Source organism: Catonella sp. (genome assembly GCF_057250765.1).
Map to the genome: position 1 here is coordinate 14,666 of NZ_DBHIEC010000001.1, position 15,287 is coordinate 29,952.

Sequence of the window (15,287 nt, forward strand, 5' to 3'; positions counted from 1 at the left end):
ATAAGTCATGGCTTTTATAATTCTGCCTAAATATCACGAAAGACAGAACTCATAGTAGATTATAGATAAAAAACATTTCACTTTTTTGCATTAGCCCTTTACGGCTCCACCCATTCCATTTACATAGAACTTCTGTAAGTAAATGAAGAGGACAGCTATAGGGATAGAGATACAAACTGCTCCTGCAGCAAATCTTGTATACCAGTTAATGATATACTCCTTGCTAAGCATCTGCCAAAGTCCGATAGAAACTGTAAAGTAATCAGCTTCTGCCCTACAGATAACCTTTGCAGCAATGAAGTCTACCCAAGGTGCAATGAAGGCTGTAAGCACGGTAAACACAATAACAGGCTTTGACAGAGGAATGGTTACCTTGGTAAATACCTCCCATTTGGTAGCACCATCTATCATGGCAGCCTCATCAAGTGCCTTAGGCACTGTATCAAAGAAGCCCTTAGCTATGTAGAAGCCCAGTCCCGCACTGGCTGAGTATATAAGTACAAGAGCAACTCTAATCATAGGTCCCTGTGAAAGCCCAAGTGACTTGATGATATAGTACACAGCCACAATAGCCATAATTCCCGGGAAGAGCCCGAGTATCATAGCCATGTTCATAAAAGGCTTTCTTGCCTTGAAACGAAGCCTTGAAAGACAGTAGCTTACACAAAGCACAAATACTGTTGATACAAGGCAGGAAAAAACTGCAATTATAAAGGTGTTCATAAACATCTTAGGGAAGTTCAGTATGGCCGTATCAGTGAAAAGCTTTGTGTAGTTCTCAAAGCTTAGCTTATCCGGGAATATACCCGAACTGTCCTTAGGCGTAAGACTCTTAAGTACAACCCATACTACAGGAAGTACCCATATTGCAGCAAGCACAGCCAAAAATATATGTACAAATACATTGGTCATTACCTGACGAGCCCTATATGAAGATGACATTTTTACTTTATTATCCATTATTTGAACGCCTCCTCATTCTTATAAGATCCACTTCTGTGGTAGGTTATGAGTGCCACTACAGAAAGTATGATGAAGGTTATAATACCTATAACCGCACCTGTATTGAAGTACTGCTTATCAACCGTAAGCTTATACAGCCAGGTGATAAGAAGGTCTGTCTTACCGGCAGTATCACCGACATCTACAGGAGCACCTCCTGAGAGCAGGTAGATAACGTTGAAGTTATTGATATTACCTGTAAACTGTGTAATAAGATAAGGTGTTGTTACAAAGAGCATGTAAGGAAGGGTTATCTTCCAGAATATGGTCACCGTATTGGCACCGTCCACCCTTGCAGCCTCATAAAGCTCCTCAGGAATATTCTGCAGGATTCCTGTTACCTGTAAAAGCGTATATGGAATACCTACCCAAAGGTTGATTACGATAACTGTGATTCTTGCCCAGGTTGCATTCTCAAAGAAAGGAAGGTACTTACCCTCACCAAGTATGCCAAGTGCCCTAAGTAAAAGATTAACGTCACCCTTTGGCTGAAGCATGGTTCTCATTATCATAAGAGAAACAAACTGTGGCACTGCTATAGATAATATAAAGCAGAACCTCCAGAACCCCTTAAATTTAGTACCCTTTCTGTTTATGATGAGACCTAAAATCATACCCAGTATATAGTTAAGTGTGGTAGCAAACACCGCCCACACGACTGTCCAAATTAAAACTCCCCAGAACGACTTACCTACTTCACTTCCGAGAGTAAGCACATCCTTAAAGTTGTCAAGCCCTACCCAGTTAAAGAGTACCAAATGGTCTCCCTTCACCGAATAGCTTGTAAATGCCATGCTTATCATGTAAATAAGAGGCATGATGGTAAATAACACAATTCCGATAAACGGAGGTGTCATAAGCAGCTTGTGTAAGTCCTTATCAAAAAGATTCTTTACATCTTCTACAAAGCTTAGAGGCTTCTTTCCTGCCTTCTTTCTAAGCTCAGCTTCATAAGAACTCTTTACCGCAGATACTACAACAACTATGAAAAACAGGGTAATAACTATAACAAATATACCATAAAGAAGCATAAGTACAGTATTGTCGCCGGCAGTATATTCATATATCTGCTTCTTTTCGTTCCATACTTCCTCCTGAGGATTGCCGCCAAGAGTAATAAATCTTCCAAGATCATAGATACCGGTGTTAATCAGATAGAATATATAGGCAGCTTCCAGTCCCAAGAACATAAGCCCCTTAATTATCTGCCCGCGTACCAGATTGCCAAGTCCCAGTATAACAAGGGAGAGCTTGGTGAAAATATCGCCTTTCGCTAGTGCCTTAAAGAATTTCACATCTTCCATGTTTTATCCCCACACATCTGTTATTTTCGTGTAAATGGTTTCCCGCTTCCTCATAAACTTATTTTTATTATAAATGCGTGCCCTTACTCTGAACACGCATCTATAATAATATCCGGCTACAGACCGCAGATACTGTCTGCAGTCTGTAACCTTTATATCACATCTTATTATTTTGTATTAAATGCAGTGTTTAAAGCTTCTGTCTTTTCTGCTGCGTTTTTCTCTGTTACATCACCTGAGAGGATAGCCTTACCCATATTCTCAGCATTTGACCAGTAGTTAGACATACCGGCTACGAATGGCTGCATGATAGAAGTATTGGCAATTGTATTACCCTGTGCTGTTGCAAGAGCATCAGAAGCGATTTCAGGATCCTCAAGAAGAGACTTATCTGTAGGAATAGTATTTCTTGTCTTGTAGTGCTCTTTCTGAGCCTCTGTGCTTCCAAGGAAAGAAGCAAGTGCAACTGCTACCTGTGGATACTTTGTATTAGGGTTTACACCGATTGCCTTAGATCCTGCAAAGCTCTTAAGCTGTACTTCTTTGCCGTCAATCTTAGCTGTAGGAAGCTGAACTATACCAACGTTTTCAGCACCAAGGGCATCAGCTACGTTGTTATAATCCCAAGTACCACTAAATACTGCATTTACGCTTCCGTTCTTAAGTCCCTTAATACCTGAACCGTCAGCATCGTTAGAGAAATTCTTGTTCTTTACAAGATTTACAAGATACTTTGTAGCTGCTACTGCCTTTTCACCACTGTAGTCAATACCTGCAGAAGCATCGTTGTTGCCGCCAAAGAGTGTACAACCGTTACCTGCATAGAAAGCTACATTGTACCAGCTATTGCTAAGTGGGAAAGATACCTTACCCTTCTCAAGCATCTTATCAAGGCTCTTTACATCATCCTCAGAGAAGACTCTCTTGTCGTAGTACATAAACCAGGTATTTGATGTAAAAGGTACAGCGTATACACCGCCCTCATAAGTAACTGTATTTACAATAAGATCTGTATTCTGTGACTTAACAGCATCAAGTGCGGTTCCGCCAAGCTTTGAGATAGCCTTTGCTGCAACAAGGTCACCGATGTTATCATTGGCAAGCATATATACATCTGCTGCTGCGCTAGGATCCTGTGTTACCTGAGTCTTTGCCTCACCCTCAGGGCAAACACCATACTTAAATGTAAGCTTCCAGTTAGGATGAGCTGCTGCGAACTTATCGCACATGGTGCCAAGCCAGTTTCCGCTCTCCTTAGCCTGATCTTCCTGTGGGCTCCATACTGTAATTGTAGCCTCAAGCGCCTCTTCATCTGTAGAAGCTGCACTTCCTGACTTTGCTGTAGAAGTTGTTGAAGCAGTTGAAGTAGCTGAAGTAGCTGCGCTTCCTGATTTAGCCGCACTGCTTGTCTTTGTGTCAGATGACTTTCCACAGCCTACAAGAGAAGCTGCCATCACCGCTGCAAGCATAAGTGACAAGAATTTTTTTGACTTTCTCATTTGAATTATCCTCCTTTGATGTTGGAATATATTCCGTTTTATGATATTTCTGCTGTTTCTCTGCCGCCACAGAAAAACATTGGGTCATCAACAAACGAAATATATTCGTAAAGTTTCGAAACTTTACGAAACCTTATTTTCGTCTTATGTTATCATTATCTCGGCTGATTGTCAATATTTTTTTGTGCATTTAGCACATGTAATCTATTTTAAACTTTTATCCCCTCTTAATTGTCATATCATTTCTGCATTTTGTTTAATTTTTTTACACTTTTTTCTTAATTACTATTGCAAATTAGACAAAATAATATTATACTAATTTCGTAAATTTTCGTAAGCACTGAGGAAGGTTTTATATGGTTACTATCAAAGATATAGCTAAAGAGCTTGGAGTTTCACAGGGGACAGTCTCGAAGGGTCTTAACAACGCTCCGGATGTAAGTGAGACTTTAAAGCAAAAGATTGTAAATACAGCCATTTCAATGGGTTACAAGAGCATCAAGCTAAAGCACAACGGCAGTGGCAAAAGGCTATGTATATTTATGGAAAATATGGATTATGAGTCTTCGGGACAGTTTGGATATGACATAGTATCAGGCTTTAGGCAGGAAGCGGTGAAGGAAGGCTTTGATGTCGCTCTTCTGCCCATTACTCCTGCATTTCAAGCTAACGAGCCTTATGATTCGTTTATGTTTAGAAACGGCTTTACGGGTTCTTTTTGTGTGGGCTTTGCGCTGGAGGATCCTTGGCTGAAAGAGTTTAAGACTACTACTATTCCAACAGTGCTTTTTGACAACTATGTAGCTAAGAATCCCAACACCTGCTATGTAGGTACTGACAGTGCAGAAATAATGGAACTCATAGTTTCACATCTTTATCATCTGGGGCATAGAAAAATAGCCTTCTTAAACGGATCCAAGAATTCTCTTATTACCGAGCAGAGAATGGAAGGCTTTTATAACAGTATGAATAAGAGAAAGCTTACAGTAGATGACGACTTGGCTATATATGCCTACTTTGTTGCAAGGGTAGCCGAGGACCATATAGACAATTTTTTAAGTAAAGGTGCGACAGCCATTATCTGCGGAAATGATGTGATTGCATCCGGTGTATATACTGAGCTTATGGGAAGAGGGCTGTCTGTACCTGAGGATATAAGCGTAGTAGGCATAGACGATATCCCGCTCGCTTCACTCCTTTCTCCTCCTCTTACCACGGTACGCCAGGAGCGTGAACTGCTTGGAAGGTCCGGGTTTTTCGCTCTTAATTCAATACTTACACATAATATGGCAATAAGCCGCAACCTTCTTAGACCCGAGCTCATTCAAAGAGAATCTACTTCTTATGCCAAAGAAGGGGTACATTTGGCAGTAATTGAGGGGTGAGTAATTTTAGAATAGAATAGAGGCTGTAACACTTACAAAACATTAGTGCTACAACCTCTATTTATTTAACCTTTATTATTTGGTCTTTGTTTCTGTCTTTGCAGGTACTTCTTTTCCGTTCTTTACTATATAGGCCCCTACCTTGTCAAGAAGTATTAAATCCATAAGATTGCCCTTACCTACCTGGCTCTCATAAGCAGCAATATCTATGCTGCCCTTTGCGCCGCTGTTCTCATAGTAGGTATTGAGTGCAGTCTTATATTCATCATCAGTTACCTCAAGCTTCTCTGCTTCTGCTATTGCTCTAACAACTACAAGCTGTTTTGCGCTGTTTGTTGCCTGAGCCTTTACTTCTTTATCAAACTCTTCCTCAGTGAGCTTAAACTGGTTCTTAACGATATCCTCTAACTTGAGTCCATACTGAGCAGCTAAGTTATTCCAGTAGTTCATAATCTGTGTATAGTATCTGTCCTCTGCTTCCTTAGGTACTGATTTTACTGCACTTTCTGTAACTACCTTTTCTATAACTTCTCTCTGAATGCTCTCTTTTGCAGCATCTTTCTTGCTCTCTTCAAGCTTCTTTCTTACATCTTCTTCGTAGTCTGCACTTGTTGCAAACTCTGTGTTTTCCTTAACCAGTTCATCGGTTAACTTCTTAGGAGCTTTCCCTACAATGTAGTTAATCTTAACTGTAAATACTACCTTCGCACCCTTTAATTCCTCACTATGATAGTCCTTTGGGAAGGTAAGGTTAAGGTCAACGGTCTCACCCGGCTTCTTGCCTATGAGTCCATCTTCAAAGCCAGGAATGAAGCTTCCTGAGCCGATATTAAGGTCAGTTCCCTTTGCAGTTCCACCGTCAAAGGCTACTCCGTCTTTCTTACCCTCATAGTCTATGTTGACAGTATCGCCTTTTTTAATCTCTCTGTCGGTAATCTTCTCAGGATAGTTCTTAAGGAACTCCTTTACCTTTTCTTCTACCTCTGCATCGGTTACAACTGTATCTACCTTGGTGTACTCAACTCCCTTGTAGTTAGCGAGTTTCTCTATGTAATCCGAAGGATTGAACTCTATCACAGCGCCGTTATCTACAGCTGAGCCTGTAGCAGCAGAACCACTGCTAACCGCTGAACCGGATGCTGAGCCTGTGCTTCCACTCTTACTACTGCCCGAATTGCCTCCACAAGCAGTTAACGCTATTGCTACCGCACTGATAGCAGTCATTAAATATACTCTTTTTTTCATTACTGATTTTCCCTTTCTTCTACTTCAAAACATATTATTGTGCTACAGTCATATTCCTGTAACGTATTCTGCAATTCTATCATGTTTTTTGGTAAAATGAAAGTGTAGTTTTGTGAATAGTTTGTGATTAGTGGATTAAAAAAGTGTGTGCAGGCACACTTTTTCCTACACACACTTTTATATTTTACTTAAGCTTACTATTGTAGATTTCTAATGCAGCATTGATATCACCCATATTGTTAAGTTCTTCTATGTACTTATTCCACTCATCAAAAGAACGCTCACCCTTTATGAATTTAACCTTCTGCTCTTGCGCATAGGTTTCTACAGGCGTCATTATATTTGCGTATTCACTTGACTCATCTGAAGATATCGAAGGATTAGGCTGCCCATCGGTTGGTGATGTGTTGGATGCATTCATTACTTTAGTTGCAAATGCTACCAGCTTTTCATCTACTATTTTACCATCCCAGTATATAGGTGATGGATTGGTAATTTCAATTCTCCACAAATCCATATCCTGTGGCTGAGGGAAGATACCTGAACGCATATTTCCTGAAACAGGCATACCAAGTTCAGCAAACTTTTCTTTATCAATTATAAGATGTTTTTTACCATCTTTTACTTCATATGTCTTTCCTTCGATACCCCAGTTAAGGAGGTCTACAATATCCTGATCATACTGTATATCAAGGAATTTGACCATTTCATCTGCAACAGGTGACTGCGCATTTACTACCATAGCATATCTTGAAGCAAATTCATATTCATTGACAAATTCTCTTTCAAACTGCCATGCTTTGTCCTTATATTTATCTGAGGTAGGAATAGGAACTCCAACCCATTCATCAGCAGGACGCTCTGTTGCCCAGGTTCCAGGGTAGCCTTCCCAAGAAGAGAGGAAGATGCATGCTGAGCCGGACTCTAAATCTGCATTCCCCATATCTGTGGTATATGTAAAATAGTCAGGAGATATCAGGCCTTCAGTATATATTTTATTGAGATACTGAAGGGCAAGCTTATAATCATCTGAAAGTGGTCCATACTGGAATTTTGTGCCGTCAAAGTATCTTTTTGCATTAGTATGATATGCATCAAATACAACATCTTCCGGCTTCTGCCACTCTTCAAGCTGTACTATAGGATACTTTGACACACCTGCTTCCTTAATAGCCTTAGCTGTCTTGTAAACTTCGTCTAAAGTAGTAGGAATAGGAAGATTAAGTTTCTTCAATACGCTGTTCTTAACTGCCATCAAAGTTGAACCTGCACAATGAGCAGAGCCTATATGTGTTACGTTAAGGTTATACGCACCATAAAGCGCTCCTTCAGGAGTAAAGAGATTTTTCTTGCTGTTAGGGTCTTTATCTAAAAAGCTCTTATAATTAGGCATTTTATCTAAGTGCTCTGCCAGGTTTAAGTATAATCCCTTAGAACCATATTCATCTATCATCTGCTTTGTGCTTCCCTTAGAGCTAAAGCAGGTAAGTATATCAGGTAAATCTCCACCGGCATTTATTACCTGCAGCTTTTCTGTATAGTCCCCAGAGTGAATGTACTCAAAGGTAATATCCAGTGGACGTCCCATCTTGCTCTCACACATCTCAAGCCATTTTTTCTGAATCTCTGTGCCCTCTGGTGATTTGTCTCCAAAGTAAATGGTAGTTACCTTAAACTTTAATGCTTCCTTAGAGTCTCCCGCACTGGTTGAAGCGGCTCCTGTGCTCTTACCGGATGTAGTCTGAGCACTTCCACTTTTCCCCTTGTCTGCTCCACAGCCTGAAAGCAACATGGCAGCACACATACCAAGAGCTACGATTTTTGATAGATTCTTTCTTTTCATGAAAATTCCTCCTTTTTTATTGTACACCTTCACTCCAACTTAACCTTTGACACCTCCGACCATAATGCCCGCCGCAAAATATTTCTGTATAAAAGGATATATACACATTATTGGGAGCATTATGACTACTATGGTAGCCATTTGTAGATTTTGAGGAGTAATTGTGCTATTTCTGAACATCTGCATTATGGATGGATCCATGCTATTAAAGGCAGTACTGTTAAAAAGTATCTTTCTAAGTATCATCTGAACAGGATAATAATCCTGTGTATTAAGGTAAATGAGTGCTGAATACCAGTCATTCCACTTGCCAACTATCGTAAAAAGCGCTATGGCTGCAATAATAGGTTTAGAAAGCGGCATTATTATCTTCATAAGGATAAGGAATTCTCCTGCACCGTCTATTCTTGCAGATTCACGCATACTAGGGTTTATTCCTGCAAAAAATGTCCTAAATAATATAAGATTATATGCTGTTACTACAAACGGTATGACCATTACTGCAGGGTTGTCTATAAGGTGCAGCCCCTTCATAAGAAGGTAGGTAGGTATGGCTCCACCGCTAAAAAACATAGTAATTGTTATAAAGATAGTAATTCCCTTCCTTAAAGGAAAACTTTTAATTGTAAGCGGATATGCAGTAAATGCCGTTAACACTATTACGAGTATTGTATGTAATCCTGCATATATAACTGTGTTTAAGTAGGTTCTTACTATCAAACTGTCCTGAAGCACCTTTTTATATCCCTCAATTGTGAATCCTCTAGGCCATAGGAAGAGTCCACCTTTTTGGATTTCTGAGCCTATTGATACAGATACACATACTACGTGTATGATAGGTGCGAGCATTACCACAGAAATGATTAGCATTATTAAGACATTGGTAAAATTAAATACTCTGTCGCCAAGACTTAACTTAATTTTTCTTTTATTGGCTCCTTTCATTCCTGCACCTCCTACCACAAACTATTTTCGCTAATTTTCTTACTAAAGAAATTAGCCGTAATTAGCAATACAAAAGATATAATCGATGTCAAAAGTCCAATCGCTGTCGTATACTCGAACTTTCCGCCTAAGATACCTTCTCTGTATACATAAGTCCCTATAATATCAGCTGTTTCATAGGTAGACTCATTGTATAAAAGTAGAACTTTTGTAAAGTCAGACGAGATAATTTTTCCACTCTCAAGTATTAACATAATAGTTGTAGTTGGTATGATAGCAGGCCAGGACACGTATTTGATTCTCTGCCATCTGTTCGCACCATCCAGAGTAGCTGCCTCATGCAGCTGAGGGTCTACTGTTGATAAGGCTGCAAGGTATACAATTGCTCCCCAACCTAAACCCTGCCATATATTACTTGCAATAAAAATCGTCCTAAAATATCTTGGGTCAGTCATAAACGATATTTCTTTAGCGCCAAAGAATCCTCTTATGGTATTGATAACACCATCTACTCCACAGAAGTTAATCACAAGTCCTACTATAACTACAGTTGAAATAAAGTATGGAAGATAAGAGATTGACTGAACAACCTTCTTAAACTTACTATTGGTAAGCTGATCCATAAGCAATGCAAAAATTATAGGCGCAGGAAAACTCCACAGCAGTGTATATACTCCTAATAAGAGTGTGTTTTTAATCAAACGAAATAAGTAAGGATTTGCAAAAAACTGTTTGAAGTATTTTAACCCTACCCAGTGATTTGCACCAAAAAGCCCTCCCACCGGGTTGTAGTCCTGGAAAGCTATCAGTATTCCATACATAGGTAGATATGAAAAAATGAACACTGCAACAAGACCCGGTATTGACATAAGTATCAATTCTTTGTGGTCTAGGCATCTCCTAAAAAAACTTTTTTTCATTGAAACTCCTCCTATTCTTTTTATCAATCTTACATGATTTGATTTTGTTTTAGCATATATGTTTTTGTTAATTATTTAACCATTTCTTTCTTCTCAGTTTTTGTGTTTTGACTATATCGCACAATTATCCCTAAATCAAGCATTATTTTTTAGTCATTATTTCATTTTTTAGCATTAATATTAATTTTTGAAACCTATATTAAAAAACGATAACTCATATTTCATCTATTTTACTTTTATATGTACAAAAATTATGATAATATTTAAGAACAAGCTAATATTTAGTTGGTTACAAATGGGGGTTTTTAAATGCGAACAAGAAAAAGTATCCTTAGCGGGGTAATTTATCTTAACTTATCGATAGCGGTTATTATAGCTATATTATTTTTTGTATCAAGTGCTGTGTATAGTCATCAGCTTACTAAAGAGAGATATCATCTTGCCAGTACAAAACTAACCAAGCTAAGTAGTGATTTTCAAATCGAAATGAACCGTTTAGATGTACTATTATCGCTTTGCATCCGAGATTCATCTCTGGTATATACGCTATCTGACAAACTTGGAAATGAATTTTTTGAGAAAAATGCCGAAAATACTGCTGACAAACTCGCTCTTATGAGACAATCTCTACCTTATGCTAAAACAGCCTTTCTCTACACCAAATCATCTCAGAAGGTTGTACAAGACAATGGTCATTTATATACTGAAAATGACTTTGTAGATATAGTCCTTAACAAATCTGATAATAATAAAATCACATCCATAAAAGACTTAACGGACGGCCTTTATCAGTACAGTGATTTTTATGCCTTATATGTTAAGAATCTATATAAGCATGGTTATATTGCTGTTCAGATTTATCTGCCTGAATTTGCAAATATAAACAAGTCCATTGACAGTAACTTCTTTGGATATGTTATAGACGAGAATGGAAAAATCCTAATCTCAAACACGAGCCTTCTTCTCACAGATAAAGCAACTAAGGCTGCTCTGTTAAATGATTATATTGACTTTAATAATACAAAATACTACTGCATCTCATCAAAGATGAGTATTTTCCCATATACCAGCCTGGTACTTGTGAATAACGATGAACTTATGTCTCCTTTATACTACATGTATACAGTAATGGGGATAACCTTTGTCATACTACTGGCAAGCTCACTGTTGCTCGTGTTCCTGAATTATAAGATTTATCTTCCTCTTAAGAGATTCACTTCGCAGTTTGGTAGTTCAGGAGATAACGAGGTTGCTATACTTGAAAATCAGATACATGAGCTTTTATTTGAGATTAATTGTCTTAACTCAGATGCAGGCGGCAAAGGATCAATAAACGAAAGAATTGCTCTATACTACTTATTAAGTACTACTTCCGAGCCTGATGAGAAGACTCTTGCCATGCTTGAAGAAAAATATCCTTATTACATGGTAATTATCCTACTCATTCAGGATGCATCAGGGAGTGAGGATATTGCTTTCGTGTCTGCACTGGAGAAGAAGTTAACCGATAAATTTAACCTTAAATTTATTAACGTAAATAAGTACACCTATTCCTTGGTTGCAAGACCTGAGGACAAAGAGGCAATTCTTGGAGAAATCGAAACTGAAATAGGTAACTCAGATAATGATATCCGGATATTTGCAGGCATACGCGAGTACTGCACCTCTATAAGTGAGCTTAATGCCGAATATAAGCTTGCAGAGAACTCATTGCTTACATCTCCTGTGATTAACGGTAAAAAGTTCACTTACAGCGTGGATAATAATTTGCCAAACAAGAAATCCCGTCTACCTATAGACACACACAATATTTTATTTGAATATGCTAGAAACAACGCCCCTGATATGATATGCAGGGAACTGGAACTCATATTCTATCCTGAGGCACCGATTAGCTTATCAGATTTTAGACATTATTATATTGAAATACTGTCAATTTTTGAAAAGGCCTGTCTTGCAAAAAAACTTGAACCACCTTCATTTTCAGATGTACAGGAAGCTTATAATACAAAATTTATGTATCAAAATCTGTCTGACCTTTCTTATCAGCTTTTTGCAAAGACAGATAAAGAACAGTACGATATCACAAACCGAATGGAAGAATATATAAGTTCGCATTTAAGCGAACCGCTAACCTTAAGTAGTGTAGCCGAGGCATTTTCCATAACCCCTGTCTATCTTTCTAGTTGGTTTAAGAAAAACATGGGAACAAATTTTTCTACTTATGTCTCTGCTATCAAGATGGACTATGCCATAAAGCTGCTTTGTCAGGAGAATCCTCCTAAGATACAGGATATAGCTTCTTCAGTCGGCATAGACAGTACTGCAACCTTTATAAGGCAGTTCAAGAAACACACTGGAACAACCCCTTCCCAGTATCAAAAAAACTGGGCTTCTACCGATAACAAAATATAATTGCACGGCTAAAGACCGGTAACAGAATCTTCTGCTACCGGTCCTTTAGTTTGTCATCCGGGACTTTTAATGTATTCCCTTCACCTCGTAACCAGCCTTGACAACTGCTTCCTTCAGCTCGTCATCACTTACTTCCTTCAAAAGGCTTACTTTAGCGTTTTTATTCTCAAGGCTTACTTCTGCCTTCACACCGTCTATGGCATTAAGAGCTTCTGTTACATGCTTTACGCAGTGAGCGCAAGACATTCCTTCAATATCAATTGTTTTCTCCATAACAATATCCTCCTTTGTGTAACTATTATCCTTTGTTTCATCTGTCTGAGCCTTCGTTTCATTTTGCTTAGGCTGACTCTTTGTAATCTGCGGTCTTGCCTTACCCTTCTTAAACTTAGGCGTAAAAAGCCTTAGTCTAAGCGAATTGGATAGTACAAATACTGATGAAAAGCTCATCGCAAGTGCACCAATCATAGGGTTAAGCCTCAGCCCAAAGGCAGCAAAGAATACTCCTGCCGCCACCGGTATACAAAGGGCATTGTAAAATAATGCCCAGAACAGATTCTCTTTAATCTTCTTTACTACCTCGTTACTTAGCAGGATTGCATAAGGCACGTCTCTTAGGTCACTGTGCATAAGTATGATGTCAGCCGTATCTACAGCCACATCTGCACCGGTTCCAATGGCTACTCCCACATCAGCTCCTGCAAGGGCAGGGGCATCATTTATTCCGTCACCAACCATCATGACAGTCTTACCCTGCTCCTTAAGCCTTCTTATCTCTGCTTCCTTATCCGCAGGCTTAACCTCTGCGACCACTCTGTTTACTCCTGTTTCACGTCCTATGGCAATGGCTGTGCGCTCATTGTCTCCTGTAAGCATAACCACATCTATGCCTATCTGGTTAAGCTCCTTTACAGCCTCCTTACTTCCTTCCTTTATCACGTCAGCTACAGCTATGATGCCGATTAGCTCCTTCTTCTCTTTTCCTCTTGCAAAGTAGAGAACCGTCTTTCCAATGTTATGAAGCTCATCTGCCTTAGCCTTAAAGCCGTTATCAGTTATGCCAAGCTCCTTCATATAGGCTGCATTTCCTGCATATAAGGCTTGCCCATTAATCTCTCCCGCTATTCCTCTGCCCTCTATGGTTTCAAGAGTTTCAGCCCTTTTTATCTCGATGTTTTTAGCTTTAGCGTACTCTGTAACCGCATTAGCAAGCGGATGAGAACTGGCACTCTCAAGAGTAGCCGCAAGCGAAATAAACTCATCCTCTATTATACCTTCTACAAATACATCTGTTACCTTAGGCCTTCCTTCAGTAATTGTACCTGTCTTGTCAAGAACTACAGTGTCTATCTTATGTGCTACCTCTAGGCTTACCACATTTCTTATAATAATGCCCTTCTCAGCTCCTTTTCCTGTACCAGCCATAATAGCCGCAGGAGTGGCAAGTCCCAGTGCGCAAGGGCAGGAGATGACAAGGACTGCAACCGCCATATTAAGAGCAAAGGAGAAGTCCCCCTTTACAAAGAACCAGATAACGAAAGTAAGAAGCGATATACAGAGCACCACAGGCACAAAGACTCCGCTGATTTTGTCTGCAAGTCTTGATATAGGAGCTTTTGAGCCTGCAGCCTCCTCTACAAGGGAAATAATCTTGTAAAGCGCAGTATCTTCACCTACATTGGTGGCCCTAAAGGTGAAATAACCAGAACGGCTGATGGTTCCTCCCGTCACCCTGTCATCTGTATTTTTCTCTACAGGAATACTCTCTCCTGTCACCATGGCTTCATCCACAGCACCACTGCCGTTTACTATGACACCATCCACAGGTACAGTCTCTCCAGCCTTTACTACTACTATATCTCCTGCCTCCACCTCGGAGACCAACACCTCACTCTCCACGCCGTCTCTTAAGATGACTGCCTTGTCGGGAATCAGATTTACAAGCTTGCTTATAGCTTCTGTAGTCTTCTTCTTACTCCTTGCTTCAAGGTATTTACCTAGGGTAATGAGAGTAAGTATGGTACCCGCTGAATCAAAGTAGAGATTCATCCCAAAAGGCATGGATGACTTAACATCTCCTATGGAAATGAAGTAGGCAAGCATATACAGAGAATAAATGCTGTATAAAAATGATGTACCTGAGCCTATCGCAATGAGGGTATCCATATTTGGATTTCTCTTAAATAGGTGCTTAAATCCGCTTATAAAGAACTTTCTTCCGGTGAAAATAATCGGAAGAACAAGCAGGAGTTCAGTAAGCGCAAGGAGAAGCTTCCCTCCGTCTCCCGTAAATGCCTTTGGAAACGGTGCATTAAACATACCTCCCATACCAAAATACATAAGCGGGACCATGAAGATAAATGAAACTATCGCCCTAAGCTTAAGCTCTGTTGCATAATCGCCAGCTACATCTGTCTGATTTTTACTGCTATCAGACTTGATGTCCTTTTTTACACTCGCTCCATAGCCTGCATCTTCTACTGCCTTTATGACCATTTCATCCGTAAGTCCGTCTGAAAGCTCTAGTGTCATCTTATTTTGCATAAGGTTGACATTTACATCCTTTGCGCCTTCCAGCTTCTCTACAGCCCTTGTGACGGCTGCAGAGCAAGAAGCGCAGGACATACCTGTTATATTGTAGGTTTCTTTTTTCATTATGCCTTCTTTCTACACTCACTTTGTATCGTTTTACCAAAGTAAAAGTGGTCTCATTTATAGATTAAGGTATT

Annotated in this window: 10 protein-coding genes; 2 read left to right on the top strand and 8 right to left on the bottom strand. The window is 39.5% G+C overall.

Going from position 1 to position 15,287, the window contains the following annotated elements; all coding sequences use genetic code 11:
- Positions 1-90: 90 nt before the first annotated feature.
- The 3 genes from ACO6HM_RS00075 to ACO6HM_RS00085 form a co-directional block, all read right to left on the bottom strand.
- On the bottom strand, positions 91-960 hold the full coding sequence (locus tag ACO6HM_RS00075; RefSeq protein WP_485389184.1) for a sugar ABC transporter permease: 870 nt from the start codon (positions 958-960) through the stop codon (positions 91-93).
- Complete coding sequence (locus ACO6HM_RS00080; RefSeq protein WP_485389185.1) at positions 960-2,306, bottom strand: carbohydrate ABC transporter permease; 1,347 nt, start codon at positions 2,304-2,306, stop codon at positions 960-962. Before ACO6HM_RS00080 ends, ACO6HM_RS00075 begins: the two co-directional genes overlap by 1 nt.
- Positions 2,307-2,473: 167 nt before the next feature.
- Complete coding sequence (locus ACO6HM_RS00085) at positions 2,474-3,805, bottom strand: extracellular solute-binding protein (RefSeq protein WP_485389186.1); 1,332 nt, start codon at positions 3,803-3,805, stop codon at positions 2,474-2,476.
- A 356-nt stretch (positions 3,806-4,161) separates the two neighbouring features.
- Here ACO6HM_RS00085 and ACO6HM_RS00090 point away from each other — a divergent pair, with 356 nt between their 5' ends.
- Entirely contained in the window at positions 4,162-5,190 is a 1,029-nt protein-coding gene (locus ACO6HM_RS00090) for a LacI family DNA-binding transcriptional regulator (protein ID WP_485389187.1), read from the top strand.
- Positions 5,191-5,265: 75 nt separating this feature from the next.
- Here the strand turns inward: ACO6HM_RS00090 and tig are convergent, their stop codons facing one another.
- The 4 genes from tig to ACO6HM_RS00110 all read right to left on the bottom strand — a co-directional run bounded on the left by tig (position 5,266) and on the right by ACO6HM_RS00110 (position 10,143).
- A complete protein-coding gene (gene tig, locus ACO6HM_RS00095) occupies positions 5,266-6,435 on the bottom strand; it encodes a trigger factor (RefSeq protein ID WP_485389188.1) in 1,170 nt (389 codons plus the stop codon).
- Between the two features lie 184 nt (positions 6,436-6,619).
- Positions 6,620-8,278: an extracellular solute-binding protein gene (locus ACO6HM_RS00100; RefSeq protein WP_485389189.1), complete on the bottom strand. Its 1,659-nt coding sequence runs from the start codon at positions 8,276-8,278 to the stop codon at positions 6,620-6,622.
- Positions 8,279-8,317: 39 nt separating this feature from the next.
- On the bottom strand, positions 8,318-9,223 hold the full coding sequence (locus ACO6HM_RS00105; protein WP_485389190.1) for a carbohydrate ABC transporter permease: 906 nt from the start codon (positions 9,221-9,223) through the stop codon (positions 8,318-8,320).
- A gap of 11 nt (positions 9,224-9,234) precedes the next feature.
- Entirely contained in the window at positions 9,235-10,143 is a 909-nt protein-coding gene (locus ACO6HM_RS00110) for an ABC transporter permease (RefSeq protein ID WP_485389191.1), read from the bottom strand.
- Positions 10,144-10,452: 309 nt separating this feature from the next.
- Between ACO6HM_RS00110 and ACO6HM_RS00115 the strand changes: the two genes are divergently transcribed.
- Entirely contained in the window at positions 10,453-12,558 is a 2,106-nt protein-coding gene (locus tag ACO6HM_RS00115; RefSeq protein WP_485389192.1) for a helix-turn-helix domain-containing protein, read from the top strand.
- Positions 12,559-12,624: 66 nt separating this feature from the next.
- Here ACO6HM_RS00115 and ACO6HM_RS00120 read toward each other — a convergent pair whose 3' ends face one another.
- The gene (locus ACO6HM_RS00120) at positions 12,625-15,213 is read right to left on the bottom strand and encodes a heavy metal translocating P-type ATPase (RefSeq protein WP_485389193.1); all 2,589 of its coding nucleotides are present in this window, start codon (positions 15,211-15,213) and stop codon (positions 12,625-12,627) included.
- Between the last annotated feature and the right edge of the window lie 74 nt (positions 15,214-15,287).

Bases quoted from the DNA above. Each gene is read 5' to 3' on its own strand.
- tig (WP_485389188.1), bottom strand. From the start codon at position 6,435: ATGAAAAAAAGAGTATATTTAATGACTGCTATCAGTGCGGTAGCAATA.
- ACO6HM_RS00090 (WP_485389187.1), top strand. From the start codon at position 4,162: ATGGTTACTATCAAAGATATAGCTAAAGAGCTTGGAGTTTCACAGGGG.
- ACO6HM_RS00085 (WP_485389186.1), bottom strand. From the start codon at position 3,805: ATGAGAAAGTCAAAAAAATTCTTGTCACTTATGCTTGCAGCGGTGATG.
- ACO6HM_RS00115 (WP_485389192.1), top strand. From the start codon at position 10,453: ATGCGAACAAGAAAAAGTATCCTTAGCGGGGTAATTTATCTTAACTTA.
- ACO6HM_RS00080 (WP_485389185.1), bottom strand. From the start codon at position 2,306: ATGGAAGATGTGAAATTCTTTAAGGCACTAGCGAAAGGCGATATTTTC.
- ACO6HM_RS00120 (WP_485389193.1), bottom strand. From the start codon at position 15,213: ATGAAAAAAGAAACCTACAATATAACAGGTATGTCCTGCGCTTCTTGC.
- ACO6HM_RS00110 (WP_485389191.1), bottom strand. From the start codon at position 10,143: ATGAAAAAAAGTTTTTTTAGGAGATGCCTAGACCACAAAGAATTGATA.
- ACO6HM_RS00075 (WP_485389184.1), bottom strand. From the start codon at position 960: ATGGATAATAAAGTAAAAATGTCATCTTCATATAGGGCTCGTCAGGTA.
- ACO6HM_RS00100 (WP_485389189.1), bottom strand. From the start codon at position 8,278: ATGAAAAGAAAGAATCTATCAAAAATCGTAGCTCTTGGTATGTGTGCT.
- ACO6HM_RS00105 (WP_485389190.1), bottom strand. From the start codon at position 9,223: ATGAAAGGAGCCAATAAAAGAAAAATTAAGTTAAGTCTTGGCGACAGA.